The organism is Nocardia sp. NBC_01499 (assembly GCF_045040275.1).
Lineage (GTDB): Bacteria > Actinomycetota > Actinomycetes > Mycobacteriales > Mycobacteriaceae > Nocardia.
Genome location: NZ_CP109426.1, coordinates 9,938,979 through 9,964,437, shown reverse-complemented (window position 1 = coordinate 9,964,437; position 25,459 = coordinate 9,938,979). Strand labels below are relative to the sequence as shown.

Below are 25,459 nucleotides of genomic sequence, written 5' to 3'. Positions count from 1 at the left end.
AGCATGATCGAGCTGGTAACGGTGGATTTGCCGATCCCAAGGTGGTTCGATGACGAAAGCTGTTCCACGGCCGGTTGCGCTGGGCGATGATGCTGCCCGGACACTGGCTAATGCCACGAAGTCCGTTCCGCAGATGGAGTCGATCACCCCACGGTGGTTGGTTCATCTGTTGAACTGGGTGCCCGTCGAAGCCGGTATCTACCGGCGTAACCGGGTCACCGACGAACAAACCGTCGATATTCAATGCGATAACTTCGACGAGTCTCCGCTGCCGGAGACATTTATCGACTACGAGCGAGACCCGCGGGAGTACCGACTCAAGGCGGTGCACACGATTCTCGATGTGCACACCCGCGTCTCGGATCTGTATTCGAGCCCGCACGATCAGATTGCTCAACAGTTGCGGTTGACCATCGAGGCAATCAAGGAGCACCAAGAGGGCGAGCTGATCAACAGCCCGGACTACGGTCTCATCGCGAATGCTACGAAGAAGCAACGGCTCTCGACGATCGCCGGGCCGCCGACGCCGGACGACCTCGACAATCTGATCACGAAGGTCTGGAAAGAGCCGGGGTTCTTCCTTACCCACCCGCAGGGCATCGCGGCGTTCGGTAGGGAATGCACCCGGCGCGGTGTGCCGCCGCCGACCGTGAGCATGTTCGGGTCGCAGTTCCTGACCTGGCGCGGGATTCCGATCATTCCGTCGGACAAGGTTCCGGTGGAACGAGGGAAGACCAAGTTCGTGCTGATCCGCACCGGCGAGGCCCGTCAGGGCGTGGTCGGTCTGTATCAGCCGGGTCTGGCCGGTGAACAGGGACCGGGCCTTTCGGTGAAGTTCATGGGTATTGATCGCAGCGCGATCGCGTCATATCTGGTGTCGCTGTACTGCTCGCTGGCGATCCTGACCGACGATGCGGTGGCAGTGCTCGACGGAGCCGAGGTGGGCAAGTTCCATGACTACGCACCGACCTACCGGAGCTGACATCTCACGCCCAGCGGAAGATGGTGGCGCCGAGTGGATGCTGCCGGACGAGGCGACGCTGAATCGCCTTGCCGGTGCGTTCTTCTCGGCGCTGCCGTCGGGGTCGGCGGGCCTGCCCGCCGCTCCGGTGGGCCTGAGTGTCGCGCAGCCCGATCTGCCGACTTCGCCGCCGAACGTGCCGGTGCCGTCCCCGGTGCCCGCGGCGACAGCGGCTGGTGCGCCGGGGTTTTCCGGCGCGACGCATCCCGGTGGACATCCGCCGGAGGCGGCATCGCCGGGCGCACAGGGCGTTTCGAGTGCCACGCCGCCCGGCGGACGTACGCCGGAACCGTCGGTCCCCGGAGTACCGGGGGTTTCCGGTGTGACGCCGCCAGCTTCGTCTGGTGCGCAGGGACTTTCAGGTGCCACACCGCCTGGCGGCAGCACACCCGAGCCGTCGGTGCCTGGCGTGTACGGCACCGCGCCGCCCAGCGGTCGCACATCCTCGGGTGCACAAGGGTTTTCCGGTACCACGCCACCCGGCGGCAGCACACCGGACCCGTCGGTACCGGGCTGGGGACGCGACGTGCCCATGGCCGACGCGGCGGGCCCGCCCGCGCACCCGCCGGTGAGTACCTCCGGAATACACAACGACCCATTTCTCACGACGCTGCCGTCGTTGCGCGGAGTGCTTTCGCCGCAACGCTTTCCCGATGCCGCGGCACCGCAGCCGTCCGCGGCACCGAGCTTTTACTTCCTGGACTCGTACAGCCCCGCGACGTCGTCCGGTCCCGCTCGACTGCCCGACACGCACCCGATCTTCGACGTGCACGCCGTCCGCAACGATTTCCCGATCCTTCGGGAACGGGTCAACGGCCATCCGCTGGTGTGGTTCGACAATGCCGCGACGACGCAGAAGCCGCGCTCGGTGATCGAGCGCATCGCCCACTTCTATGAGCACGAGAACTCCAATATCCACCGGGCCGCACACGAATTGGCGGCCCGCTCGACCGACGCCTACGAGCAGGCCCGCGATATCGTTGCCCGGTTCATCGGCGCGTCCTCGGCGGAGGAGATCATCTTCGTCCGCGGCGCCACCGAGGGCATCAATCTGATCGCACAAACCTGGGGCCGCAAGAACATTCACGCGGGCGACGAGATCATCGTCTCGCACCTCGAACACCACGCGAACATCGTGCCCTGGCAGATGCTTGCCGCCGAGACGGGCGCGGTACTCAAGGTCATTCCGGTCGACGACAACGGCGAGCTGATGCTCGGCGAATACACCAGGCTGCTCTCCGATCGCACGAAACTCGTTTCGGTTACTCATGTTTCGAACGCGCTCGGCACCATCACGCCGGTGCGCGAGATCGTCGCCGAGGCGCAGCGGGCCGGGGCGGTCACCCTCGTCGACGGCGCGCAATCGGTACCGCACACCAGCATCGACGTGCGCTCGATCGGCGCCGATTTCTTCGTGTTCTCCGGCCATAAGCTGTTCGGGCCGACCGGAATCGGCGTGGTCTACGGAAAATCCGAGATACTGCAAGATGTTCCGCCCTGGCAGGGCGGCGGCAATATGATCAGCGATGTCACGCTGGAGCGTTCGTTGTTCCAGCCGCCGCCTGGACGTTTCGAGGCGGGCACCGGCAATATCGCCGATGCGGTCGGGCTCGGCGCGGCCATCGAATACGTCGAGCGCATCGGCATGGACGCCATCGCACGCTACGAGCACGGACTGCTCGAGTACGCGACCCCGCGCGTCGCCGCCGTGCGCGGCATCCGACTGGTTGGCACTGCCGCCGACAAGGCGAGCGTGCTCTCCTTCGTAATGGCGGGCTACGAACCCATCGAGGTCGGAAAGGCGTTGAACGAGAAGGGCATCGCGGTCCGCGCCGGGCATCATTGCGCCCAGCCGATTCTGCGTCGCCTCGGCCTGGAGGCAACGGTGCGTCCGTCGTTCGCCTTCTACAACACCTGCGAGGAGATCGACCGAATGGTCGCCGTCCTCGAACAACTCGCCGCTCGTTCGCCGCGGTGACTATCGCGTTCGGCACAACTCGACCACGCGCCTTTACGTCAGCCGCACACCCCTGCGGCTGACGTAAAGGATTGTGCGCCAACGACAGTAAGGCGCAGCCCCACCTCCCACTTCGCTGATCAGTACGACTTGGCCTTACCCGAATACCGCGGGTTCAACGTCCCGGACAAGCGCGCAGGGAAGGAGATCTGCTTTGGGTTGCCATCCGAGGTGTAGCGCTGTTCCGGGTTCGCGGCGAGCCGATCCAGCCAGTAGGTCGAGTCGAAGTCGACCGGTGTTGCGCCGGAACGGATTCGGGGCACAGCCGTGGCATCCAGTTCGCCGTATTGCGAGGGAGCCGGCTCGGCACCGACCAGCAGCACCGCCTCGAACGAATAGTTCGTGCCATCCCAGCTGCCCGCGGTGGCCAGGGTGCGGTCGGTCGGTGCGATGCCGAGCGGCAGCGCCATGGTCCGCACCGGTCCCGGTGTCGCCGACACGATGGCGCGGACGTTGTCCGCCAGCTCGCGTTGGACTCCGACGCCGTCCAGCTGCCCGAGGTTCGCGTGGGTCGCGGTGTGGGCGCCGATCTCGTATCCGTGTGCGGCCAACCAGGATAGGGCTCGCGGATCTGCACCGAACGGCTGATTGTTGACGTAAAAAGTCGCGGTCGGCGCGAAGTCCGGATACTCGGCCCGGAACTGTTCGAGGATGCCGACGGCGGTGTCGGGCGCGACCTTGCCATCAGCGGTGAACGCGAGCTGGCTGAGCGTCGAGTCGTCGAAGGTGAGCACCACCGGATGCGTGCCTGCGGGCAGGTCGATGGCGCCGGAGATGTAGGCGGCGGTGGTCACCGGACGGTAGTTCTCGCGATGTAGTCGTTCGAGTTCGGCGCGGAATTTCGCTGGCGTCTGGTCATATTCGCTCTCCGGCTCGGACACCAGCTGGTGGTACATGAGGACGGGCACAACGCCGAGCTCATTGGCGCCCACCGCGGCCGGATCGGGTGCGGGACTGCTCGACGGCGGCTTGCTCCCCGTCGGCGCATCTCGCGGGTCGGCCCGGTCATGGTCCGCCGCACAGGCCGCGGCGGCCGTGAACACCAGCACCGACAACATAACTCGAACACTGATAGTCGCGTTCTTCGTCACCGCGCAAACAGTACGCGAGCTCGACCATTTCGTAGCGTAGGGAACACGGGCAAAGTAGCGACGGGCGCGGGCCGAACCCGCGATAGTTGAGCCATTCTCCGGACGAAAGTTGGTGTGCGCGTTGCTAGAAAGACTAGGCGTTACAGGACACCGGCGGTTGACGACAGTCCTAGTTATCTCAGCCTTATCAATTCTTATCGCTTCTGTGACCCTCAGCTGGGTTCGCACCGAACCCAAGGGATTGACCGTCACCGGTCTCCCGAACAGTCTGGTCGGCGCGGCGACCTTGTCCGCCATGACATTGCGTGTCGACGCGGGTGCATACGACCCCGCGGCCATGCAGCTCGAGCTCGACGGCAATCCGGTCTCCGGCACTGTCGACGGCCGCACGGTGGTGTACCGGCCGGGTGCGCTGCCCGATGGCGAGCACAAGTTCACCGCCGAGATCCCGCCGAGTTTCCTCGGCTTCCTCCGCACCGGCCCCGGCGTGTCCAAGACGTTCACCGTCGACAACGAGCCCCCAGCTTTGGAACTGACCCAACCCGCTGGCGTGTCTTCCTACCGCCAGCCGGTTACCTTGCGCGGCAAGGCAACCGGGGCGCAGCGCGTCTCGGTCGGCACGCAGACGGTGACCCCCGCCGACGACGGAACGTTCGAGATCCCGATGCCGAGGATGCAAACCGGCGCCAAGGTGGTCGCCGTGGACGCGGCGGGCAACGAAGCCACCCAGGCGATCACGGCGGCGGTGGAGCAGCCGCCGATCAAGGCGGTGCACGTGACCGCGTACGGGTGGTCCGACGACGGACTCCGCGAGGACGTGTTGACCATGGCCCGCGACGGGCGGATCAACACCGTGCAGCTCGATATCAAGGACGAGGACGGTGTCGTCGGCTACGACTCGCAGGTGCCGCTGGCCCGCGATTCGGGTGCCGTCACGCGCATCTACGACGCCCCTGCCGCACTGCGGCAATTGCACGACATGGGTATTCGCGTGGTCGGCCGGATCGTCGCGTTCCGGGACGCGATGATGGCCGAATGGGCCTGGCAGAACGGTCGTCCGGACTGGGTCGTCCAGGACCCCTCCGGCCAGCCGTATTCCAGCAGATACGGCGCGATCGCCTTCACCAACTTCGCGAATCCCGAAATACGCAGATATAACATCGATCTCGCGGTCGAGGCGGCCAAGCTCGGCTTCGACGGAATCATGTACGACTATGTCCGGCGCCCGGACGGCGCGCTGTCGCAGATGCAGTTCCCCGGCTCGACCGTGTCGCCCACCGTGTCGATCGCCGAATTCCTCCATGAGAGCCGCGATCCCGTGCGCGACGCCGGTGCCGAGCAGAGCGCCGCGGTATTCGGCGTCGCGGCCACCAGGCCCGAGGAGATCGCGCAGAACATTCCGATGATGGCCAAGTACGTCGACTACATCGCGCCGATGCTGTATCCCTCGCATTGGAACGCCGGTGAATACGGTGTGGCCAACCCGAATTCGCAACCGTACGACATCATCTACCGCTCGTTGCAGGATTTCCGCACGCAAACCCAAGGCACCGGGGCCAAGATCGTGCCGTGGTTGCAGGACTTCAGTCTCGGCGTCGATTACGGCTCCGGTGAGGTCCGTGCGCAGATCAACGCCGCGAACGACGCTGGCATGAACGGCTTCTTCCTCTGGAGCCCGACGGTGCGCTACCACCTCGCGACAAGTCCATCGGACTGACCGGCAGAGGACTCGCTATACGACCGACAACAGGCGACTTCGCAGCGCCGCGACGATTGCCCGATGACTGTCGGTCAGTTCCGGCATGAGCAGGTCGACGCTGAGTCGACCTGCGAAGCCGGTGATCACGAAGAACGGCGTCGGGTTCGTCTCGACCAGGTCGGGCGGTAGCGATGCGTCGAGATGGAACAGCGGCCAGAAGTCGACCAGTTCCAGCGCGGGCGGATGGCGCAGGGTCGGGATCTTGCCCCAGTTCGTGGCAAGCGCCCCCGCCGGTGCCTGCTGTAGCTCGTGCAGCACGGTCACCTTGCTCCCCACCGCCCGCACTGCGGCGTGCTGGATTGTCCGGTCGGCAAGATCCGTGGCGAGCCTGGCGCCGATCGCCCGCGCGATATCCGCGAGATCGACGGCATCGCCCTCGGTGATGTAGCGCCCGTAGCCCAGGATGTTCGTGCCCGCGGTGAAGGCCACCGGCGGCGAGAGGCGCGACCGCAATTCCACCAGGAAGGCGTAGGCGGTCGCGGTCAACGGCACCTCGTGCACGTCCGCGATGGCGAGCAGGATGGCCGCCGAGACCAAGCTGTTGATCGTCGTGCCATGCCGGTGGCCGAAGTCGACCAGGGCCGCGGTCTGTGCTTCATCGAGTTGGCAACGCAGGCAAGACAGTTCGATGAGTTGCCGATCACCGACCGGTGCGTCGCTCGGCGCGGCGGCAGCGGCTGCGGCGTCGGCGAGATCGATGCCGCGTTCGGCGTACAACGCCTCCAGCGACATCGGATACCCATGCCGCCGCCTCGATGGAACAGCCGTTCCCGCAACGAAATCGGTGTACAGCGACCAGAACTCCGCCAATATCGCCAGCGCGTGATGCCCGTCGGCGATGCTGTGATGGATGAGCAGAGTCACGTTCGCGCGATCGCCTTCGCGCACCACATGCAGCTCGCACACCGCCCGGGCCGCGTCCAGGTCCGTGTCGTAAAGGACGGACGCGACGTCACCGTCGAACACCCGGATCACCGGCGGCGCCGACGAGTTGACTATCGACGCCCCCTGATCATCGGCAACGACATGCGCACCGAGAATCGGGTACACCCGCCGCAGCGCGGCGAAGGCCTGGGACAACGCCGCGATACCGAGCTGCCCACGCACTCGAACGGAGTACCCGACAAACAATCCGAGACCGACATAGATCGCCTCGGTCGGTGCCAACGGTCTAATCGCAGATGTGGTCGTCACGGTGGATCTCCTCAGTGGCCTGATGCCTCGGTAGTTCACAGACTCCAGCCGGGTCAGCTACCCTCAAGCTACAATACGAACGACCGATCGGTTAGTTACCATGATCAGCATCACACCCCGAACAGCGCGCGCGGTTAGTCTGGTGAGGTGAACGTTGAGGTGACGCGCCTGCCGGGTATCGGTGTGCGCAAAGACTTTCCGATCAAGGGCGTTCGCCGCCGCATCGGCGTCATCGATCACAAGGACGGCACGATCCACCTGATCGTCAGCAAAGCCGACAATCCGGAAGCTACCGACCAGATTCCGCCGTCGGCGTCGGAGGCGGCCGCGCTGGCCAACCTGCTCGGCGCCCCACAACTGGTAGCGCAGCTACGCGAGGAACATCGCGAATTCGACGGCGTGCACACTCGGCAGTTCGCCATCCTCGGCGGCTCGCCCTACGCGGGCCGTCCGCTCGGCGAGACCGAGATGCGCACCAGGACAAGGGTTTCCATCGTGGCCATCATGCGAGGCGGTGCGGTGATCCCGTCGCCGGGCCCGGACTTCACCTTCGCCGCCGGTGATCTGCTGGTGATCGTCGGCACCGCCGAGGGACTCGACGCCGCCGCCAGAATCCTCACCGACGGCTGAGACTTTCCGCGGTCAGCCGCTGAACAGGTCGAAGACTTCTTCCGCCCGGTCGCGGGCGCGGTACATGTCCCAGGCGGTGGCGGCGAGGTCGTCGGGATCGAGGGTGTGGCCTTCGAGCGAGCCGAAGCGGGCCGGGTCGGCGGTGACCATGGCGTGGATGTCGCCACGTTCGATGAGGCCGCCGATGGTGAGAGTGCCCGCGTAGACGCCGCGGTCGGCGAGGGCGGCATGGAGGGTGACGGCGTAGTTGCGCAACGCGGCCGAGGGCAAGGCCAGGTGGCCGAGCATCGGCATCGGACGAACGCTGGAAAGCCCACCCGCGAAGATCAGGGCGCCGGCACCTCTGGCGAGCATCGCAGGAAGGACCTCGTGCACCATATCGATGGCGGGCCAGACCCAGTCGAACGCGGATTGCGCTGTGACGGAGTCTATTTCGTCGAGCGGGATGGGTTGCTGCGTCGGGCCGGGACCGTAGTAGGCGAGCTCGATGTCGCCGTCGCTTGCGATCTCGGCGAGAATTGACCGCAGACGGGCCCGGTCGGTGATGTCGGCGACATACGCGGCGGCGTCGATGCCTTGCGCGGCAAGCTCTTTCAGGTAGCCCTCGTGCCGCGCCGCGCCCCGCGAGATCAGCGCGACGCGGAATCCTTCGCTACCGAAACGCCTGGCCATGGACATTCCGAGGCCGGGTCCGACACCGACGATCACGGCGGTTGGTGTGCTGGACATGATGCTCCTTCGATAATTTGAGGAGGCCCTCAATTTCAAAAATAGCACGAAATCGAGGAGCCCCTCGACTTTTGTAAGATGGCCCTTATGACCAAACCGTTGCGCCGCGACGCGGCCCGCAACCGCGAGAAGCTGTTGTGCGAGGCCGCCGGTGTGTTCACCGAACAGGGGCTCGACGGCTCGCTGGAGGAGATCGCGCGGCGGGCCGGGGTCAGCATCGGGACGCTGTACAACCACTTCCCGCACCGCGACGCGCTCATCGACGCACTGCTGCCGCAGCGCCTCGCCGCGCTGGACAAATTCGCCGCTCGGGCCGAGGCCGAGCCGGACGCGTGGACCGCGTTCACTCGGTTCATCGAGGAACTACTCGGTCAGATGACCGCCGACCGCGGGCTGCTCGAGGCGTTCACCGGCGACCATCCCGCCGCCGCCCAGCTGACCGAGGCGTGCCATCGCGGGATGTCACACCTGTCGACGCTGCTCCAGCGCGCTCGTCGGGCGGGCGCGATGCGCGCCGACGCAAGCGACGAGGACGTGGTGCATCTGGTGTGGGCACTGTCGCTGCTCGGCGAGACGACCGGGTCACCCGTGTGGCGCCGTAGCCTGGAACTGGTCCTCGACGGCCTGCGCCCTACCAACCAACCGATCCGATAGGGGAACAACACCGTGCCATATGCCAAGGCCGCCAACGGCGTTCGCCTCGCGTACCAGATCGCGGGCGAGGGCACTCCCCTGCTCCTGCTCGCCGGGCAAGCCAACAATCATCACTGGTGGGACGGGATCCGGGAGGATTTCCAGGGCCGATATCGCACCATCACCCTCGACTGGCGCGGCACCGGGGACAGCGATAAGCCCGACGAGCCTTACAGCACAGTCGGTTTCGCCGATGACGTGGTCGCGGTGCTCGATGACCTCGGCATCGAGCGGGCCGCGGTGTACGGCACGTCCATGGGTGGTCGCGTCGCGCAATGGCTGGCCGCCCGCCATCCCGACCGGGTGCATGCCCTGGTCCTCGGCTGCGCCTCCCCCGGCGGCAAACACAGCCTCGAACGCGGACCCGATATCCGGAAGTCGCTCATCAACCCCGATCCGGACGCGGCGAGACAGGCACTGCTTGAACTGATGTACACCCCGGAATGGTTGGCGCGTACCACCGGCCCGTACAACACCCTCGGCGATCCGGCCATGCCCGCCTACGCCAAGCGCCGCCACCTGATGGCGAGCAACCGGCACGACGCCTGGAACGTGCTGCCGGACATCGCGACTCCCACCCTGATCGTGCACGGGACCGATGACCGGTTCAACCCGCCCGCGAACGCGCCGCTGCTCGCCGAGCGCATCCCGCACGCTCGGCTGCGGCTGATTCCCGGCGCACGGCACGCCTACTTCGACGAATTTCGGGATGTCGCAAGCCCCCTCGTCCTCGATTTCCTCGACGAGGCGCATACATAGCGCCTATCACCCCGAAAGTCTTGACGCAGGCAACTTCCCGAGGTTATGATTCCCATAGAGGAAACATTCGACGTGGTTCTTGCATGAGCCCAAGTCTCGAATGCCTATTGTGGTGCGCTTAATAAGCGAGTAACTTGGGACGTTGCGCTGGCTGCCTCCTGTCCGACCACACGAACCATTATTTTGTGAATCACCACGTGGTGTTCGCTTCTTACGGTGTGCGAGTTTCGTTCGGGTAGGTGACCACACGCAATTCATCAGCAGTGTGAGGTCGCGGAAGGACGCACCGTGTCAGTCTCGTCCCAAAAAGTCACCACTACAGCCCAGGTAGTTGCCGGAGTCCCCGGCGCCCCGAAGCGGGTGTCGTTCGCCAGAATTCGTGAACCCCTGGACGTGCCAGGGCTGCTCGACGTGCAAACTGACTCGTTCGAATGGTTGATCGGCGCGCCGCAATGGCGTGCGCGGGCCGCCGCGCGTGGCGAGAACAACGCGGCAGGCGGCCTCGAAGAGGTGCTCGCCGAGCTGTCCCCGATCGAAGACTTCGCGGGCACCATGTCGCTGACGCTGTCCGACCCTCGATTCGAAGAGGTCAAGGCCTCCATCGACGAGTGCAAAGACAAGGACATGACCTACGCGGCGCCGTTGTTCGTCACCGCGGAGTTCATCAATAACAACACCGGTGAGATCAAGAGCCAGACGGTCTTCATGGGAGATTTCCCGATGATGACCGACAAGGGCGCCTTCATCATCAACGGCACCGAGCGCGTCGTCGTCGCCCAGCTGGTTCGTTCGCCGGGGGTCTACTTCGACCACTCCGTCGACAAGACCACCGAGAAGGACCTGCACAGTGCGCGCGTCATTCCGTCACGTGGCGCGTGGCTGGAGTTCGACATCGATAAGCGCGACACCGTTGGTGTCCGCATCGATCGTAAGCGCCGCCAGCCGGTTACCGTGCTGCTCAAGGCATTCGGCTGGAGCGCGGAACAGATCGTCGAGCGTTTCGGATTTTCCGAGATCATGATGTCGACGCTGGAAAAGGACCACACGGCGGGCACCGACGAGGCGCTGCTCGACATCTACCGCAAGCTGCGTCCGGGCGAGCCGCCGACCAAGGAGTCCGCGCAGACCCTGTTGGAGAACCTGTTCTTCAAGGACAAGCGCTACGACCTGGCGCGCGTCGGTCGCTACAAAATGAACAAGAAGCTCGGTCTCGACATCGACGCGGCCACGCTGACCGAGGCGGATCTCGTCGCCGTCATCGAGTACCTGGCGCACCTGCGCGCGGGTGACAAGACCATGACCGCCGAGGGCGGGGTCGAGGTGCCGATCGGGGTCGACGATATCGACCACTTCGGCAACCGTCGGGTCCGCACGGTCGGCGAGCTGATCCAGAATCAGCTCCGGATCGGCCTGTCCCGGATGGAGCGGGTGGTTCGTGAGCGGATGACGACGCAGGACGTCGAGGCGATCACGCCGCAGACCCTGCTCAACATCCGTCCGGTCAGCGCGTCGATCAAGGAGTTCTTCGGCACGTCGCAGCTGTCGCAGTTCATGATGCAGGACAACCCGCTCGCGGGCCTGACCCACAAGCGTCGACTGTCGGCGCTCGGGCCCGGTGGTCTGTCGCGGGAACGGGCCAGCATCGAGGTCCGCGATATCCACTTCAGCCACTACGGCCGGATGTGCCCGATCGAAACTCCGGAAGGGCCGAGTATCGGCCTGATCGGCTATCTTTCGGTGTTCGCCAGGGTCAACCCGTTCGGTTTCATCGAGACGCCGTATCGCCAGGTTGTCGACGGTCGGGTGACCGACGAGGTGGTCTATCTGACCGCCGATGAGGAGGAACGGTATATCCGCGCGCAGGCCAACTCGCCGGTCGACGCCACGGGGCGGCTGCTGGAGAGCAAGGTCCTCGCGCGGCGCTTCGGTGACGAGGTCGAATTCGTCTCGCCCATCGAGGTGGACTACATGGATGTTTCGCCGCGCCAAATGGTTTCGGTCGCGACGGCGATGATCCCGTTCCTCGAGCACGACGACGCCAACCGCGCCCTGATGGGGGCGAATATGCAGCGTCAGGCGGTGCCGCTGATCCGTTCCGAGGCGCCCGTCGTGGGCACCGGCATGGAGCTGCGGGCGGCCATCGATGCGGGCGATGTGGTCGTCAATGAGAAAGACGGTGTGGTGGAAGAGGTTTCGGCCGACTACATCACCGTGATGGCCGACGATGGCACGCGTAAGAGTTATCGTCTGCGTAAGTTCGCCCGGTCGAATCAGGGCAACTGCGTCAACCAGCGGCCCATTGTCGATGAAGGGCAACGGGTCGAGGTCGGTCAGGTCCTCGCTGATGGGCCGTGCACCGAGAACGGTGAGATGGCGCTCGGCAAGAACCTGCTCGTCGCGATCATGCCGTGGGAAGGCCACAACTACGAGGACGCGATCATCCTGTCGCAGCGTCTGGTCGAGGAGGACGTGCTCACCTCGATCCACATCGCAGAGCACGAAGTCGACGCTCGCGATACGAAATTGGGCGCGGAGGAGATCACTCGCGATCTTCCGAACGTCTCCGATGACGTGCTGGCCGACCTCGATGAGCGCGGCATCATCCGGATCGGTGCCGAGGTGCGCGACGGCGATATTCTCGTCGGCAAGGTGACCCCGAAGGGTGAGACCGAGCTGACCCCGGAGGAGCGGTTGCTGCGCGCCATCTTCGGTGAGAAGGCGCGCGAGGTCCGTGATACGTCGCTGAAGGTGCCGCACGGACAATCCGGGAAAGTCATTGGTATCCGGGTGTTTTCGCGGGAGGACGACGACGATCTGCCTCCCGGTGTCAACGAGCTGGTGCGGGTATATGTGGCGCAGAAGCGCAAGATCCAGGACGGCGACAAGCTCGCCGGTCGCCACGGTAACAAGGGTGTTATCGGCAAGATCCTGCCGACCGAGGACATGCCGTTCATGCCCGACGGCACCGCGGTCGACATCATCCTGAACACCCACGGTGTGCCGCGTCGGATGAACATCGGCCAGATCTTGGAGACCCACCTCGGGTGGATCGGCAAGACCGGCTGGGAGATCACGGGTGCACCCGACTGGGCCGCGACGCTGCCGGCAGAGATGCTGGCCGCGCCCGCCAACAGCAATATCGCGACACCGGTGTTCGACGGTGCTCGCGACGAGGAGCTCACCGGGCTGCTCGGCTCGACGCTACCCAATCGCGACGGTGACGTGATGGTCGGCGCGGACGGCAAGGCCACGCTGTTCGACGGCCGCTCCGGCGAGCCGTTCCCGTACCCGGTGGCGGTCGGCTACATGTACATCCTGAAGCTGCACCACTTGGTCGACGACAAGATCCACGCCCGCTCGACCGGTCCGTACTCGATGATCACCCAGCAGCCGCTCGGCGGTAAGGCCCAGTTCGGTGGCCAGCGCTTCGGTGAAATGGAGTGCTGGGCCATGCAGGCCTACGGCGCGGCCTACACGCTGCAGGAGCTGCTGACGATCAAGTCCGACGACATCGTTGGCCGCGTCAAGGTTTACGAGGCGATCGTCAAGGGCGAGAACATTCCGGAGCCGGGCATTCCGGAGTCGTTCAAGGTGCTCCTCAAGGAACTCCAGTCGCTGTGCCTCAACGTCGAGGTGCTGTCTTCGGACGGCCTCGCGATCGAGATGCGCGACGGCGATGACGAGGATCTGGAGCGCGCCGCTGCGAACCTGGGCATCAACCTGTCCAGGAACGAAGCGGCGACCATCGAGGACCTGCCGAGCTGAGGACCGTGCGCCGAGATCACCTGCCGGGCAGGTGATCTCGGCGTATCAGCGCTAAACGTGTACCGCGACAGCCGCGTCGGCCAGATCCGGGTTCTTCGGCTTGGTGCGCGGCAAGAAGAACGCCGGAACCAGGGTGAGGATGATGAGCACCAGCGCGACGATGTAAGAGTGACTGAATGCCGTTGCGGCCTCTTTCAATCCGGCCTCCAGCGCACCGGGTGGCAGCTGACTCTTCAGCTCCGGTCTGGTGGTCGCCGCGATCGCCATGCCGGCGAACTGCTTATCGTTGAGCAGCGAGGTGAGCACCACCGAGATCGTCGCGGTACCGATCGAGCCGCCGGTCTGGTTGATGATGTTCATCAGTGTCGAGCCGCGGGCGACCTGCTGATGACTCAACGTCTGGATCGCCGCGGTCATGATCGGCATCATCGTGCAGCCCATGCCGAGACCCATCACGAACAGCGCGGTGAGCATGAGCGGATACGAGGTATCCACCTTCAGCTGCACGAAGAACGCCGTGCTCAGCGCGATCAGCGCGATACCGACCATGACGATCTTGCCAGGCCCGATCTTGTCGACGAGTCGTCCCGCGATCGGCATGGTGAGCATCGCGCCCAATCCCTGTGGCACGAGCAGCAATCCGGCATGCAACGGCGACTCGCCACGCACCTGCTGCAAATAGGCCGACAGCAGCAGGCTGCTGCCGAAGAACGCGATCGCGAACAGCACCATGGTGAGGACGGCGAAGGTCAGCGCACGGTTGCGGAACAGGTGCAGGTCGATCAGCGGGTGCTCGGTACGCAATGCGTGGAACACGAAGCCGATCAGCAGGATCAGGCCGATGATCGCGGGCAGCAACACCTTCGCCGCCAGCACCGTCCCCTCACCGGGAATCGACGAGACACCGTAGAGGAACAACGCGAGACCCGGCGAGGCGAGCAGCATGCCGACGAAGTCGAACGACTCCGACGGTTCCGGCTTGTCCGAGGGGAACACGACGTACGCCAGGATGAGCGCGATGATGCCGATCGGCACATTGATCAAGAAGATGTACTGCCAGTGGAACTCGATGAGCCAGCCGCCGAGAATCGGGCCGGAGATCGGGCCGAGCAGCATCGGCACGCCGAGCACCGCCATCACCCGGCCGACCCGCTGCGGGCCCGCCGCGTGCGTCATGATCGTCATGCCGAGCGGCATCAACATGCCGCCGCCGATGCCCTGGATTACGCGAAACGCGATGAGCGACTCGATGTTCCATGCCAGCGCGCACAGCACCGAGCCGAGTACGAAGAACGTGAGCGCGGCCATGTACAAGCGTTTGGTGCCGAACCGGTCCGCCGCCCAGCCGGTCAGCGGGATGACGGTGGCCAATGCCAGCGTGTAGCCGGTCATCGTCCACGCCGCGATGGCGTAGCTGGTGTCGAACTCGATCTGGAAGGTGGGGAGCGCGATGTTGACGACGGTGATATCGAGGATGGACATGATCGCGCCGAGCACGACCACGCCCGCCACCTTGAAGACGGCCGCGTCCAACTTGTCGGCGGTCGGGTCAGGCGCCGTCGCCTGATTATCCGGAGGTTGAGTCACCGCTTCAGCGTTGCACCTCCTCGGCTCCTACACCAGCAATTTCTGTGGCAATTCGGCAGAACAATTTTCGAATGCGGCCAAAGCGGCCGATGTGGCGGCCCCGCTGGCGGGAAGTAAGGGCAGGCGAACCGCCGGGCTCGGGATGCGCCCCTTGGCCGCCAGGACCGCCTTGATGACGCTCGGGTTGGGTTCGGCGAAGAGGGCGGCCGACAGCGCTGCCAGGCGGTGGCCGAGGGCGCGGGCCTCGTCGAGCGGGCCGTCGCGCCAGGCGGTGACCAGGGCGGCGAACGACGCGGTGACGAGGGTCGAGGAGGCGAGGATGCCGCCAGCGGCACCGAGGGCGAGCAGGGGTGCCGCGTACAGGTCGTCGCCCGCGAGGACGGCGAAATCGACTTGGCGCGTTCGCATCAGCTCGATGGTGGTGTCGTCGATGCTACCGACGGCGTGTTTGACGCCGATGATGTTCGGCTCGTCGGCGAGCTGGCGCAGCGTGTCGGCACCGAGGGTGCGGCCGGTGCGGTACGGAATGTTGTAGATGACCAGGGGCACGGGGCTGGTGGCGGCGAGGGCCCGGAAGTGCGCGAGCACGCCCGCTTCCGACGGGCGGGTGTAATACGGGACGACGGTGAGCGCGGCGGTGATGTGCGGGCTGAGGGCCGCGAGCGCCTCGATCGAGTCGGCCGTGCAGTTGGAGCCGGCGCCGACGATCAAGGGGGCGTGGTGTTCTCGGCACACGCGGGCGCAGATCTCGACGACGAGTCCGCGTTCGACCGCGTTCAGGGTGGCGGCCTCCGCGGTCGTGCCGAGCGCGACCAGGCCGGTCGCGCCCTCGGCAAGGGCCGAGTGGGCAAGTCCTTCCAACGCGTCCGCGGCTAGCGCGCCGTCGGCGGTGAACGGCGTGACAAGGGGAACGAATAAGCCTGCGAGCGTCATAGGCACCAGCCTGACCCGATTGACCCTTCAGGTCTAGTTCACGTTCCTACGGTGGAGCATAAGGTGAACTGATGCTCGATATTCGTAAGTTGCGGCTGCTTCGCGAGCTGGCACACCGCGAGACCATCGCGGCGGTCGCCGACGCACTCGCCTACACGCCCTCGGCCGTCTCACAGCAGCTCAGCGCGCTGGAACGCGAGGCAGGCGTGCCGCTGCTCGAGCGGACCGGCCGCCGGGTCACGCTGACCCCGGCCGCGCGCACGCTCGTCGAGCACGCGGAGACGATCCTCGCGGTGCTCGAACAGGCCGCCGCCGAACTGGCCACTACGCGCGCCGACCTGACCGGAACGCTGCGGATCGGTGCGTTCCCGACCGCCGTTCGGACCATCCTGTCCCCCGCGCTCGTCGCACTGAGCCGTGATCATCCCGGGCTCGAGCTGATGGTGACCGAGCTCGACCCGGCGACCGCGCCCGCCGCCTTGCGCGCGGAGACGCTCGACGTCGCGCTGGTTCAGGAGTACGACTATGTGCCCGTCGAGCCGGATCCCGCGCTCGACACCGAGCCGCTGCTCGAGGAAACCATCTATCTCGCCGCGCTATCCGACGAGCCGTTGGCCGGTTGGCGCGAAACCTCATGGATCGCGGGGACTCCCGATACGTTATGTCACACGATGACCGTGCGCGCCTGTCAGGCAGCGGGTTTCACGCCACGCATCCGTCATCATGCCGACGACTTCGGCACCGTGCTCGCGCTCGTCGCGGCCGGGCAGGGTGTCGCGCTAGTGCCGGAACTCGGTGCGTTGACGTGCCCGGCAGGGGTCACGCTCACGCCGCTACCGACGCGACGGCGGACACTGCTGGCGTACCGGCGCGGCACCGGGAACCATCCGGCCGTGCTGGCCGCCCGCTCGGCATTGCGCACGTCCGTCGCGGCGATGCCGCAGCCGTGACGGCGCCATCACACTGCTCTGAATACTTGCTGTCCCCTCGGGTAATCGGTCCGCACTGACCGAAGGTGGGTGGCCTGTGAAGACGATATCGACCGATATTCCGGCGCGGCTCGATCGTTTGCCATGGTCGCGCTGGCACTGGATGGTGGTGATCGGGCTCGGGTCCGTGTGGATCCTTGACGGCCTCGAGGTCACCGTCGTCGGCAGCGTGGCGAGTCGGCTGTCCGAGCCGGGTAGCGGCATAACCATCACTGCCGCACAGGTTTCCGGGCTCGCCGCGGCGATGTATGTCACCGGGGCTGGCTGCGGCGCGCTGTTCTTCGGTTGGCTCACCGACAGATTCGGCCGCAAGAAGCTGTTCCTCATCACCCTCGCGGTGTACCTGTTCGCGACAGCGATGACGGCGCTGTCGTTTTCGATGTGGTGGTTCATCCTGTTCCGCTTCCTCACCGGATTCGGCATCGGCGGCGAGTACGCGGCGATCAACTCCGCGATCGACGAACTCATCCCGCGAAAGTTTCGCGGGCGCATCGACATCGTGATCAACGGGACGTTCTGGCTCGGCGCCGTTGGCGGTTCGCTGCTGTCCATCCTGGCGTTGAATACCGATCTGTTTCCGCCGAACATCGGCTGGCGCTTGACCTTTGCGCTTGGCGCAGTCTTCGGGCTGATCATTCTGGTTGTGCGGCGCCATGTTCCGGAGAGTCCGCGCTGGATGTTCATCCATGGGCGCGAGGACGGGGCCGAGGCGATCGTCGGCGATATCGAAAAGCAAGTCGGCGCCGATACCGGTCGTGCACTGGAGGACGTGTCGGACCAGCGGATCGAGATCCACCAGCGGCACACCATCAGCTTCCGAGAGATCGCCGCGGTGATGGTGAAGCACTATCCGCGGCGCAGCGTCCTCGGGTTCTCGCTGTTCGTCGGGCAGGCGTTTCTCTACAACGCCATCACCTTCAATTACGCGCTCATCCTGTCGAAGTCGTTCCACGTGGCCGACGATCGGGTCGGCTACTACTTCGCGGTGATCTGCTTCGGCAACTTCCTCGGGCCGTTGTTCCTCGGCAAGCTGTTCGACACGGTCGGGCGTAAACCGATGATCGCGGGCTGCTACATCGGTTCGGCGATCCTATTGTTCGGCACGGCATGGCTTTTCGCGGCGGGAGTGTTGTCGGCGGTGACGCTGACCGCGTGCTGGACCGCGGTGCTGTTCGTCGCCTCCTGCGGCGCAAGCGCGGCGTATCTGACCGTGAGCGAGATCTTTCCGATGGAGACCCGCGCCATGGCCATCGCGTTCTTCTACGCGATCGGGACCGTCGCGGGCGGCGTGGCCGGGCCGCTGGTGTTCTCGAAGCTGGCCGCCGACGGTGATCCAGGCAAGACCGCACTCGCCTTCGCCATCGGGGCCGCCGCGATGTTCGCCGCCGGGCTCGTCGAGGTGGCGTATGGCATTCGGGCGGAAGGTCGTTCGCTCGAGGACATCGCGAAGCCATTGAGTGCCACCTCCGCGCCGGCCAAGACTTCCTAAATTGTCTCAGACAATTTAGTCTTGAGGTCAGTTACGCCGAAGGGACACCGATGTCAGCCGCCATGCCGCACGCACCGACCCGCGCGTTCAACAACCTCGTCACCCACGGCTGGAATCGGCTCGCCAGGGTGTACAACATCCCCCTGGTACAGCGGGTCGCCTACCGGCCGCCGCAGGACGAGATCATCGCGCAGCTGCGGCAGGCCGATATTCGGCGAGTCGCCGATGTCGGTTGCGGCACAGGGATTCTCGCCTCTCGCATCCAACAGGACCTCACGCCCGAGCTGGTGTACGGCTGTGATGCGTCCGTCGGCATGCTGCGGCAAGCGAAAGCCCGCTCCGGCCAGGTGAATTGGCTCAACGGACGGGCCGAGAACCTCGGCCTACCCGACGGCGCGGTCGATGCCGTGGTCTCGACGCACGCCTTCCACTTCTTCGATCATCCGGCGGCGCTCGAAGAGTTCCACCGAATCCTCTCCCCCGGTGGGCTGCTCGCGATCGTCCTCATCAATCCTCGCCACCGGTTCGCGCAGTTGCTGCAGCCGACACCGATTCAGGGGGTCGCGTACTTTCCGTCGCCCGACGAGATGCGGCTGTTGGTCGAGGCGGCGGGATTCCGGGTCACCGAGCAGCGCCCCGTGCACCGGCCGGTCCCTGCCGTGCTCGTGCCGGATGTACTGACCGTCGCCAGGCGCGCTTGATCAGGGAACCACTGTGGCACAACCGCTCTGGATTCTGACGGCGCGGATCGATCTCTTCGACCGGGTGTCTGACGTCGCGCGCACAGCCCACTGGTACGTCTGACCTCGCCGTTTCGCACGTCATCCCGCTCGCCGAGCCTCGCCGACGAACAGTCGGCCAGCCCAGGTAATCTAGTCGACCGGAACGCGCTGCCCCAGACCCCGCCAGCCGACCGTCTTTGATACTGACATCGGTCTAGATCGAGAGGGGCAGGTCGTTGGATCAGTCTGTTGATGTTCCGGAACTCGCGCACGGGGGCGGCAAAACGCCGACAGTAGAGCCCATCGGGTCCGAGACGGTCCGGCCGGTCGAGGAGGTACTCGTCGCGGGCAGGGCGCAGGTCGCGGGAACCTTTCGCTTCTGGCTCGCCGACCAGCGCTGGGAATGGTCCGACGAGGTCGCGCTCATCCACGGCTACCAACCAGGATCGGTGCGCCCGACCACCGAATTGTTGCTCTCACACAAACATCCAGAGGACCGCGAGCAGGTGGCCAACACGATCGCCCGCACCGTCGAGACCGGCGAGCCGTTCTGCAGCCGCCACCGGATCATCGACACCAAAGGGGCTGTGCACCACGTCCTCGTGGTCGGCGACGACATGGTCGGCGACGACGGCGACGTGATCGGCACGTCAGGGTATTACGTCGACATCACCAACGCGCTCGAAGAAGACCGCAGGCTGACCCTCGACGGCGCGCTGCCCGAGCTGTACTCCGCGCGCGCGGCGATCGAGCAGGCCAAAGGTGTCCTGATGGTGATCTACGGGATCACCGCCGAACAGGCGTTTCGGGTGCTGACCTGGCGTTCCCAGGAGACCGGGACCAAGCTGCGCGCGCTGGCCACCCAGCTCGTCGCCGAGGTCAGCACGCTGGACGGGCCGATGGTCGAGCTGCGCACCCGGTTCGACCATCTGCTGCTCACCGTGCACGAGCGCCTGTGAGGTCAGCGGTCCAGGATCTTGTCCATATCGATGGTGCGATCGACCACGCCACGAGCCAGCTCCGGTAGCCGCGCGCGGGTGCGGCGTGCGTAGCCGCGCAGGGCGTCGAAGGCGGCTTCGGGGTCGAGATCGCCCTGCGCGGCGAGCATGCCTTTGGCCTGCTCGACGACAATGCGGCTCTGCAACGCCAGCTGCAACTGCCCGTTGACCGTCTTGTGGTCGGTGAGCAGACGGGCCTGCAGAATCGCGATACTCGCGATATCGGCGAGCGCCTGCCCGACCAGCAGATCGTCCTCGGTCATCTGCTCCTCGCCCGCGCTGAACAGATTCAGCGCGCCAACCCGGTCCGTCCGCAACCGCAGCGGCAGCGCGTACACCGACCGAAAGCCTTCCAGCAGAGCCTGTTTCGCGAACGCGGGCCACTCGTCGCGCACCTGCTCGAGGTCCTCGACGATAACCAGCTCACTGCTGCGATACGACTGCACGCACGGCCCGTCCTGCGCCTGGATCTGCAGCAACTCCAGCCACCGCGTCGCCTCACTCGTCGACGCCAGCACCTTCAACTCACCATCCTGCCCTGCCAGCAGCACCGCCGCGGTATCGACGGGTAGCAGGTCAACGGCGCGATCCAGCAGCTCCTGCACCACGTCCACCGGGTCGTAGTCCTCCACCAGCGAGTCCGCCAGCTGCACAAACGCCTCGACCAGTCGCCGTTCCCGACTCATACCCGCCGTCTCCTTCCGCTACACCGGCCCCGTGGACACCGGCACTTTCCTACTGTCGGGAATGCCCCCACTGCTCGCCGCCAATCGACCCCACCCCCGGACCTGCGCCACACCCCCTGCGGCCGACCAGCTTTCACGCCCTCCGCCACGCCGCTCACCAGGCGATTCGCTCTCCCGGCCGCACCTGAGGTAATCTCTTCGAGCGCCCAGCGATGGGCGCGGAACGGGCTGTGGCGCAGCTTGGTAGCGCACCTGACTGGGGGTCAGGTGGTCGCAGGTTCAAATCCTGTCAGCCCGACAGAAACGCCAGGTCAGAGACACTCTCTGACCTGGCGTTCAGTGTTTGAATCGAGCCGACGGCACATCAACAGCACAAATTGGGCGCCTGTCAGGTACTGCCGAACAACTCTTCGATGATCGATCGGTGATCGGGCGCCATGTCTGGCATGTCGGTGTAGTGGGTACGAGCGATATCCTTCGTGTTGCCCAGTTGCCTCCGGGCAGCATCGCCGTCCTGGGTCCGCTCATATACCCGCGTCGATACCGCCTTGCGCAGAGTCCGCAGCGTCACCCACTCGAACTCGGTCCCGCGAGCCTCCCGGAACGCGCGGTTGAAATTGTTGGGACTGCGCGGGGTGCCAGACCTCGACGGAAGCAGCAGACCATCCGGATTCGGCCGCTTCGAGTCCTCTAGCTCTTTCACCAGGGCACGCACCGCCGCCGCGCCATATCTGGAGAGCCACACGCCGCGCCAGCCGTTCTCCGACTTGGGGACGGGCTTGCGAATCCATCCGCCCGTGCCCTTGCCCTTCGTCTCTATCAGGGTTCCGGTCACCAGCAGATAGGGGTCGTCGGTATCGAGGTCACGGATGTCGTCGAGCAGCACGGCAAAGATCTCATAGGGCCGAAGACCGGTGTCGAGATCCAGGTCGAAGACCAGCGGAATCGCGTAGTCGCGAGGTGGGCCCGAGGTGTATTCCGTGCCTCCCGGGACCGCCTTGCCGTCCGCCCAGTCGCGCAGTTGCTGCCGCAACCGCGGTAACGCTTCGAGCTCGCGAATCTTGCCGCGCGCCACCGTCTTTCGCTTTCCCAGATACACAGTTCGGTCGATCGGGTTGTCCGACCATCCGAGCGCGCGAGCGGCGATATCCATCATCCGTCGCAGAATTATCCTGTGTTGCTTGGCTTTTCGCCGATTCCCCCTGGCGATGATCTTGCGCAAGTGGGCATCCAGCTGCCCCGAGTCGGCTTGCCAGATCGCCATCCATCCAATGCTGTTCTCGATTTTGATCGTTGCCGAGTTCGCGCGCTTGTCGCGACTGACGAATATCTCACGGCGGTAGTCTTCGATATTGCCCTCGGTCTCATCCGGATCCGCTTCCATCTCCGAGAGCAGGATGGTCCCGAGTTCCAGAAGAGTCGTCTTCACCGTGATCGAGGCACCTCGATGCTGGGGCTTGAGATCCCGAAGCTTCTCCAAGAGGCGGGACTTGGCCTGTTCGGCCGTCTTGGCGTAGGCCTGAACAAGTTCGGGCCCGGACGGGAAGTAGAACCTCGTCGCAGCTCGATAACTGCCGGTCGGCTGCCGCTTGACCGAAATTTCGCCGTACGTGCCGACCGGGTGCTGTTGGCGGCTCATTCGATCACTTTCCCCACCCAGCGGCGGCAGGAAGCACGGATGCCAACCTGGCCGTGTGGCCTTCCAGATCTCTCAACCTCCGCCCAGCGGCGGCACAGCCCGGAACTCCCCGCATGAACTCCTCCTAACCATCTTCCTTTGCGGTGATAGTCGACCCACCTCCGTTCCTGAGCTGCTCTTCCTCCCACGCCAGCAGGTCGTCGAGCCGGTAGCGGCGAAACCGGCCAATCCTGGCAAACCGAGGACCGCGACGACCCGACGCCCAGACTGCGAGTGTTTTGGCGGGCACCCTCAGTCGTTGAGCAACCTCCTCGGTGCTGAGCCAGGCCGCTTCACCCGTTTCCACGAGGAAGACTCCCGCCCGGGGCATGACAATTCAAGGCTCCAAAGTGTGCTGTATGGTTGCCGACCGTCAGGTAGCCGTTCGAGCGCTCGTGTCGAACGAATGGCCCTCCAAGGTCTCGCATGCAGGTTGGGCTCACCGCGCAACACGCGCTCCTTAACTGAGCGGTCGGTAAATCATGCCAGCGCTTGCCGAATGAGGACAACCATTGAACCGATAAGGCATTCAACATCATGACACCCTCCCTAAGTCCGGCCCGTCAATCAATTTGAGAGAGTTTCCTGTCGCCACTACCTCTAAGTACCACTAAGGCTCGAAGCATCCCGTCAGCTCCTTCTATAACCAGAATTGCAATAATTCTGCGTGGATACCAGCCCAGTTAGAACATTCCATATGGGGGCTTAGAAAGCTTCCATGCATCGGGGCGTCGGTCGCGCCCTGAGGTCGGCGGGGCGGGAGCCCGATATACCGGCGACATGGCTTGCCGCGAGCAAGCGGCAGACCGTTGCGAGGCTCACGAATCGCGACACGATCGTGTTTCTGTCGGACTTCCAGACGCTCAGCCGGTTGCAGAGTCCGGCATCGGCGTCGGCAGCGCGCCGAAACCAGATCTCGGCCTTCCCCGTGGGCGTAGTGGTCGTGTCCAGAGGGGGACACAACCACTGCACGCCCACGAGGGCATGATCCGCAACTTCTTCGGTGCGATCGAGGTCGATATCGATGCCGAGCTGGCCGCGCTTGGGCCGACCGGTTACCGGTCGCTGCGCGTGCGCGACACCCTGTTCCGATCGGCTCATGTCAATCGGTGTCCAATCGCCGAGCCGCATCCCACAGCAGCGCACCAAAGTTCTCGTAACGATCATCATCAGGACTGCTGCCGTCGCCGGTAAACCATTCGTACGCGGCCCACTCACCGTCCTGCGCGGCGCCGTCGGGGTGCAGCAGCCAGCACACGCCGGGCCCGCCATCGTCTTGTGCGATCAGCAAGCTCTGCTCGAGGATCGAGCGACTAGTGTCGTCGATTGCGGAGCTCCAAGCCTCCACGAGCTCGGGGTCGCGTTCGGGAAGCCACCCGATCTCGTCCACGTTGAGCAGATCGACATGGTCGACATAGCCAAAGCCGTTGCTGGCCATCAGAAAGTTCCGGTACGTCGGCGGCAGTCGAGTGCCGAGCCGCTCTTCGGCAGCCGATACGGCGTCCGCACTCGCCGGCTCGTAGCCGATCCATCCCTCACGTTCGACGTGACTCCTGACGAAAGTCCCGGCCCCGTTCTCCTCGAGCGCACGCAACAAACTCGAATTGTCCAGGAACTTCGAACCATAGTCACGCAGGAACGTGCGCCACTCGGTGATGCTGAAAGGGCGAATGTCCACGCGTGAACTCCTCTGCAGAGTGTTGATTGATCAGCCACACCAGTTGGCCATACAACGAGAACTACGACTTCGGCCGAACATGCTGGTGGGGTGGCACCGCTGTGCGGTGCACCCCACCACTCACTTCGAGACAGAACCTAGTGGCCCGCGCCCGGGCCGGAGCCTGGGCCGCTGGGCGGTGGCCACGGCGGGGGCTGCCAGCGCGAGGGCTGCCGCGGCGGCGATTCCCGCAGCGGCAATGCCGCGGCGAAGGGTGAGCAGGTGCATCTGATCTCCCGATCCAGGACGACGATTCGTCCTTGCTGTCCGGGCCGCGACCGTCCGGTCGGGCCCCACCCTCGGAGGCTAACAAAAAGGGTGCGTGCTCGTCTTGCGGCGTAATCCGGGAGACAGATTGTGTCACAAGGGATTACATCGCGATATGAGCAACACGTCTTACCTAGCACAGACCTCAGCCCCTCTGATCTGGCCGCTCATCGCGGTCGTCGGCGCACTTGTTGCTACCCGGCACAGTCCCTCTCGCGCGGCCGCATTGGAGACCTGGCAGCGGTGGTGGGCTGTAGTCGCGCTCGGCTTCGGCAGTTTGTGGATGACGTTCGCGTTCCTCATGGTGCCGGAGGTGATGGCGACCGCGATCGGGTTCGACTCGACTCCGTTCCAGTTCGAGATCGCCTTTGCCAACCTCGGGCTCGCGGTGATGGGTTTTCGTGCCGTCTCGGCCTCGGCTCGTGAACGCATCACCATCGGCCTCGGCGCCGGAATGTTCCTGTGGGGCGCGCTGATCGGGCACGTCTACCAGTGGTTCGCGCACGGCGATCACGCTCCTGGCAACACTGGTGGGGTCCTGGTCTGCGACCTGCTTTTCCCTGCGGTCATGATCGCCCTCGCCTACCGCGCACAACAACTGTCCACACAGCAGCTTGGGACTTCGAACCTGTTGTCCAGCAGCATGATTGACTCGTCGCACGCAGCCGGGAGCAGGCGGGCATGAACACGACAGGTAATTCGGCGGAACCGCGAACGCGGCTCGACCTCGTCGGC

Annotated in this window: 21 protein-coding genes and 1 tRNA gene; 13 read left to right on the top strand and 9 right to left on the bottom strand. The window is 65.0% G+C overall.

The annotated features are described in order from the left end of the window. Nucleotides 1-49 precede the first annotated feature (49 nt). Together OG203_RS44780 and OG203_RS44775 are read left to right on the top strand one after the other, a co-directional pair. A complete protein-coding gene (locus tag OG203_RS44780; RefSeq protein WP_405163271.1) occupies nucleotides 50-982 on the top strand; it encodes a family 2A encapsulin nanocompartment shell protein in 933 nt (310 codons plus the stop codon). Next, nucleotides 954-2,999, top strand: a complete 2,046-nt coding sequence (locus OG203_RS44775) for a family 2A encapsulin nanocompartment cargo protein cysteine desulfurase (protein WP_405163270.1) — start codon at nucleotides 954-956, stop codon at nucleotides 2,997-2,999. The genes OG203_RS44780 and OG203_RS44775 overlap by 29 nt, the downstream gene beginning before the upstream one ends. A 119-nt stretch (nucleotides 3,000-3,118) precedes the next feature. On the opposite strand, the gene OG203_RS44770 is transcribed toward OG203_RS44775, so the two are convergent. After that, nucleotides 3,119-4,129 carry a polysaccharide deacetylase family protein gene (locus OG203_RS44770; protein ID WP_405163269.1) on the bottom strand — a complete coding sequence of 337 codons (1,011 nt, stop codon included), beginning with the start codon at nucleotides 4,127-4,129 and terminating at the stop codon, nucleotides 3,119-3,121. 205 nt (nucleotides 4,130-4,334) lie between these two features. Here OG203_RS44770 and OG203_RS44765 point away from each other — a divergent pair, with 205 nt between their 5' ends. Continuing rightward, nucleotides 4,335-5,846 carry a putative glycoside hydrolase gene (locus tag OG203_RS44765; protein ID WP_405163268.1) on the top strand — a complete coding sequence of 504 codons (1,512 nt, stop codon included), beginning with the start codon at nucleotides 4,335-4,337 and terminating at the stop codon, nucleotides 5,844-5,846. A 15-nt stretch (nucleotides 5,847-5,861) separates the two neighbouring features. Here the strand turns inward: OG203_RS44765 and OG203_RS44760 are convergent, their stop codons facing one another. After that, nucleotides 5,862-7,082 carry a phthiocerol/phthiodiolone dimycocerosyl transferase family protein gene (locus OG203_RS44760; RefSeq protein ID WP_405163267.1) on the bottom strand — a complete coding sequence of 407 codons (1,221 nt, stop codon included), beginning with the start codon at nucleotides 7,080-7,082 and terminating at the stop codon, nucleotides 5,862-5,864. Nucleotides 7,083-7,229: 147 nt separating this feature from the next. On the opposite strand from OG203_RS44760, the gene OG203_RS44755 reads away from it, so the two are divergent. Next, on the top strand, nucleotides 7,230-7,712 hold the full coding sequence (locus tag OG203_RS44755) for a cation:proton antiporter regulatory subunit (RefSeq protein WP_405163266.1): 483 nt from the start codon (nucleotides 7,230-7,232) through the stop codon (nucleotides 7,710-7,712). Between the two features lie 12 nt (nucleotides 7,713-7,724). Here OG203_RS44755 and OG203_RS44750 read toward each other — a convergent pair whose 3' ends face one another. Then, nucleotides 7,725-8,441, bottom strand: a complete 717-nt coding sequence (locus OG203_RS44750; RefSeq protein WP_405163265.1) for an SDR family NAD(P)-dependent oxidoreductase — start codon at nucleotides 8,439-8,441, stop codon at nucleotides 7,725-7,727. Nucleotides 8,442-8,528: 87 nt separating this feature from the next. On the opposite strand from OG203_RS44750, the gene OG203_RS44745 reads away from it, so the two are divergent. From OG203_RS44745 to OG203_RS44735, 3 genes are all read left to right on the top strand, one after another. Continuing rightward, the gene (locus tag OG203_RS44745) at nucleotides 8,529-9,095 is read left to right on the top strand and encodes a TetR/AcrR family transcriptional regulator (RefSeq protein ID WP_405163264.1); all 567 of its coding nucleotides are present in this window, start codon (nucleotides 8,529-8,531) and stop codon (nucleotides 9,093-9,095) included. Between the two features lie 12 nt (nucleotides 9,096-9,107). Next, entirely contained in the window at nucleotides 9,108-9,893 is a 786-nt protein-coding gene (locus OG203_RS44740) for an alpha/beta fold hydrolase (RefSeq protein ID WP_405163263.1), read from the top strand. 288 nt (nucleotides 9,894-10,181) lie between these two features. Next, entirely contained in the window at nucleotides 10,182-13,658 is a 3,477-nt protein-coding gene (locus tag OG203_RS44735; RefSeq protein ID WP_405163262.1) for a DNA-directed RNA polymerase subunit beta, read from the top strand. Between the two features lie 51 nt (nucleotides 13,659-13,709). Here OG203_RS44735 and OG203_RS44730 read toward each other — a convergent pair whose 3' ends face one another. Continuing rightward, entirely contained in the window at nucleotides 13,710-15,245 is a 1,536-nt protein-coding gene (locus OG203_RS44730; protein WP_405163261.1) for a DHA2 family efflux MFS transporter permease subunit, read from the bottom strand. 27 nt (nucleotides 15,246-15,272) lie between these two features. Then, nucleotides 15,273-16,178: a 4-hydroxy-tetrahydrodipicolinate synthase gene (gene dapA / locus OG203_RS44725; protein WP_405163260.1), complete on the bottom strand. Its 906-nt coding sequence runs from the start codon at nucleotides 16,176-16,178 to the stop codon at nucleotides 15,273-15,275. Nucleotides 16,179-16,249: 71 nt separating this feature from the next. Here dapA and OG203_RS44720 point away from each other — a divergent pair, with 71 nt between their 5' ends. From OG203_RS44720 to OG203_RS44705, 4 genes are all read left to right on the top strand, one after another. Beyond that, nucleotides 16,250-17,128, top strand: coding sequence for a LysR family transcriptional regulator (locus tag OG203_RS44720; protein WP_405163259.1), 879 nt, complete (start codon nucleotides 16,250-16,252; stop codon nucleotides 17,126-17,128). A gap of 76 nt (nucleotides 17,129-17,204) precedes the next feature. Beyond that, nucleotides 17,205-18,656 carry an MFS transporter gene (locus OG203_RS44715; protein WP_405163258.1) on the top strand — a complete coding sequence of 484 codons (1,452 nt, stop codon included), beginning with the start codon at nucleotides 17,205-17,207 and terminating at the stop codon, nucleotides 18,654-18,656. A gap of 50 nt (nucleotides 18,657-18,706) precedes the next feature. Further along, on the top strand, nucleotides 18,707-19,357 hold the full coding sequence (locus tag OG203_RS44710; RefSeq protein WP_405163257.1) for a class I SAM-dependent methyltransferase: 651 nt from the start codon (nucleotides 18,707-18,709) through the stop codon (nucleotides 19,355-19,357). A 257-nt stretch (nucleotides 19,358-19,614) separates the two neighbouring features. After that, nucleotides 19,615-20,337, top strand: a complete 723-nt coding sequence (locus tag OG203_RS44705; RefSeq protein WP_405163256.1) for a PAS and ANTAR domain-containing protein — start codon at nucleotides 19,615-19,617, stop codon at nucleotides 20,335-20,337. Between the two features lie 2 nt (nucleotides 20,338-20,339). Here the strand turns inward: OG203_RS44705 and OG203_RS44700 are convergent, their stop codons facing one another. After that, on the bottom strand, nucleotides 20,340-21,062 hold the full coding sequence (locus OG203_RS44700; RefSeq protein ID WP_405163255.1) for a GAF and ANTAR domain-containing protein: 723 nt from the start codon (nucleotides 21,060-21,062) through the stop codon (nucleotides 20,340-20,342). Between the two features lie 224 nt (nucleotides 21,063-21,286). Between OG203_RS44700 and OG203_RS44695 the strand changes: the two genes are divergently transcribed. Then, a tRNA-Pro gene (locus OG203_RS44695) sits at nucleotides 21,287-21,360 on the top strand. 90 nt (nucleotides 21,361-21,450) lie between these two features. Here the strand turns inward: OG203_RS44695 and OG203_RS44690 are convergent. The 3 genes from OG203_RS44690 to OG203_RS44680 all read right to left on the bottom strand — a co-directional run bounded on the left by OG203_RS44690 (nucleotide 21,451) and on the right by OG203_RS44680 (nucleotide 24,418). Beyond that, nucleotides 21,451-22,701 (bottom strand): hypothetical protein, encoded by a 1,251-nt coding sequence (locus OG203_RS44690; protein ID WP_405163254.1) that lies wholly within the window; start codon nucleotides 22,699-22,701, stop codon nucleotides 21,451-21,453. A 124-nt stretch (nucleotides 22,702-22,825) separates the two neighbouring features. Further along, the gene (locus tag OG203_RS44685; protein ID WP_405163253.1) at nucleotides 22,826-23,071 is read right to left on the bottom strand and encodes a helix-turn-helix domain-containing protein; all 246 of its coding nucleotides are present in this window, start codon (nucleotides 23,069-23,071) and stop codon (nucleotides 22,826-22,828) included. 771 nt (nucleotides 23,072-23,842) lie between these two features. Further along, nucleotides 23,843-24,418 carry an SMI1/KNR4 family protein gene (locus OG203_RS44680; RefSeq protein WP_405163252.1) on the bottom strand — a complete coding sequence of 192 codons (576 nt, stop codon included), beginning with the start codon at nucleotides 24,416-24,418 and terminating at the stop codon, nucleotides 23,843-23,845. A 421-nt stretch (nucleotides 24,419-24,839) separates the two neighbouring features. Between OG203_RS44680 and OG203_RS44675 the strand changes: the two genes are divergently transcribed. After that, nucleotides 24,840-25,409 carry a DUF6790 family protein gene (locus OG203_RS44675; protein ID WP_405163251.1) on the top strand — a complete coding sequence of 190 codons (570 nt, stop codon included), beginning with the start codon at nucleotides 24,840-24,842 and terminating at the stop codon, nucleotides 25,407-25,409. Nucleotides 25,410-25,459: the final 50 nt, after the last annotated feature.

Excerpts from the sequence above, each read along its gene's own strand:
- OG203_RS44685 (WP_405163253.1), bottom strand. The coding sequence starts at position 23,071 with ATGCCCCGGGCGGGAGTCTTCCTCGTGGAAACGGGTGAAGCGGCCTGG.
- OG203_RS44775 (WP_405163270.1), top strand. The coding sequence starts at position 954 with ATGACTACGCACCGACCTACCGGAGCTGACATCTCACGCCCAGCGGAA.
- OG203_RS44720 (WP_405163259.1), top strand. The coding sequence starts at position 16,250 with ATGCTCGATATTCGTAAGTTGCGGCTGCTTCGCGAGCTGGCACACCGC.
- dapA (WP_405163260.1), bottom strand. The coding sequence starts at position 16,178 with ATGACGCTCGCAGGCTTATTCGTTCCCCTTGTCACGCCGTTCACCGCC.
- OG203_RS44750 (WP_405163265.1), bottom strand. The coding sequence starts at position 8,441 with ATGTCCAGCACACCAACCGCCGTGATCGTCGGTGTCGGACCCGGCCTC.
- OG203_RS44690 (WP_405163254.1), bottom strand. The coding sequence starts at position 22,701 with ATGAGCCGCCAACAGCACCCGGTCGGCACGTACGGCGAAATTTCGGTC.
- OG203_RS44700 (WP_405163255.1), bottom strand. The coding sequence starts at position 21,062 with ATGAGTCGGGAACGGCGACTGGTCGAGGCGTTTGTGCAGCTGGCGGAC.
- OG203_RS44745 (WP_405163264.1), top strand. The coding sequence starts at position 8,529 with ATGACCAAACCGTTGCGCCGCGACGCGGCCCGCAACCGCGAGAAGCTG.
- OG203_RS44780 (WP_405163271.1), top strand. The coding sequence starts at position 50 with ATGACGAAAGCTGTTCCACGGCCGGTTGCGCTGGGCGATGATGCTGCC.
- OG203_RS44675 (WP_405163251.1), top strand. The coding sequence starts at position 24,840 with ATGAGCAACACGTCTTACCTAGCACAGACCTCAGCCCCTCTGATCTGG.
- OG203_RS44710 (WP_405163257.1), top strand. The coding sequence starts at position 18,707 with ATGTCAGCCGCCATGCCGCACGCACCGACCCGCGCGTTCAACAACCTC.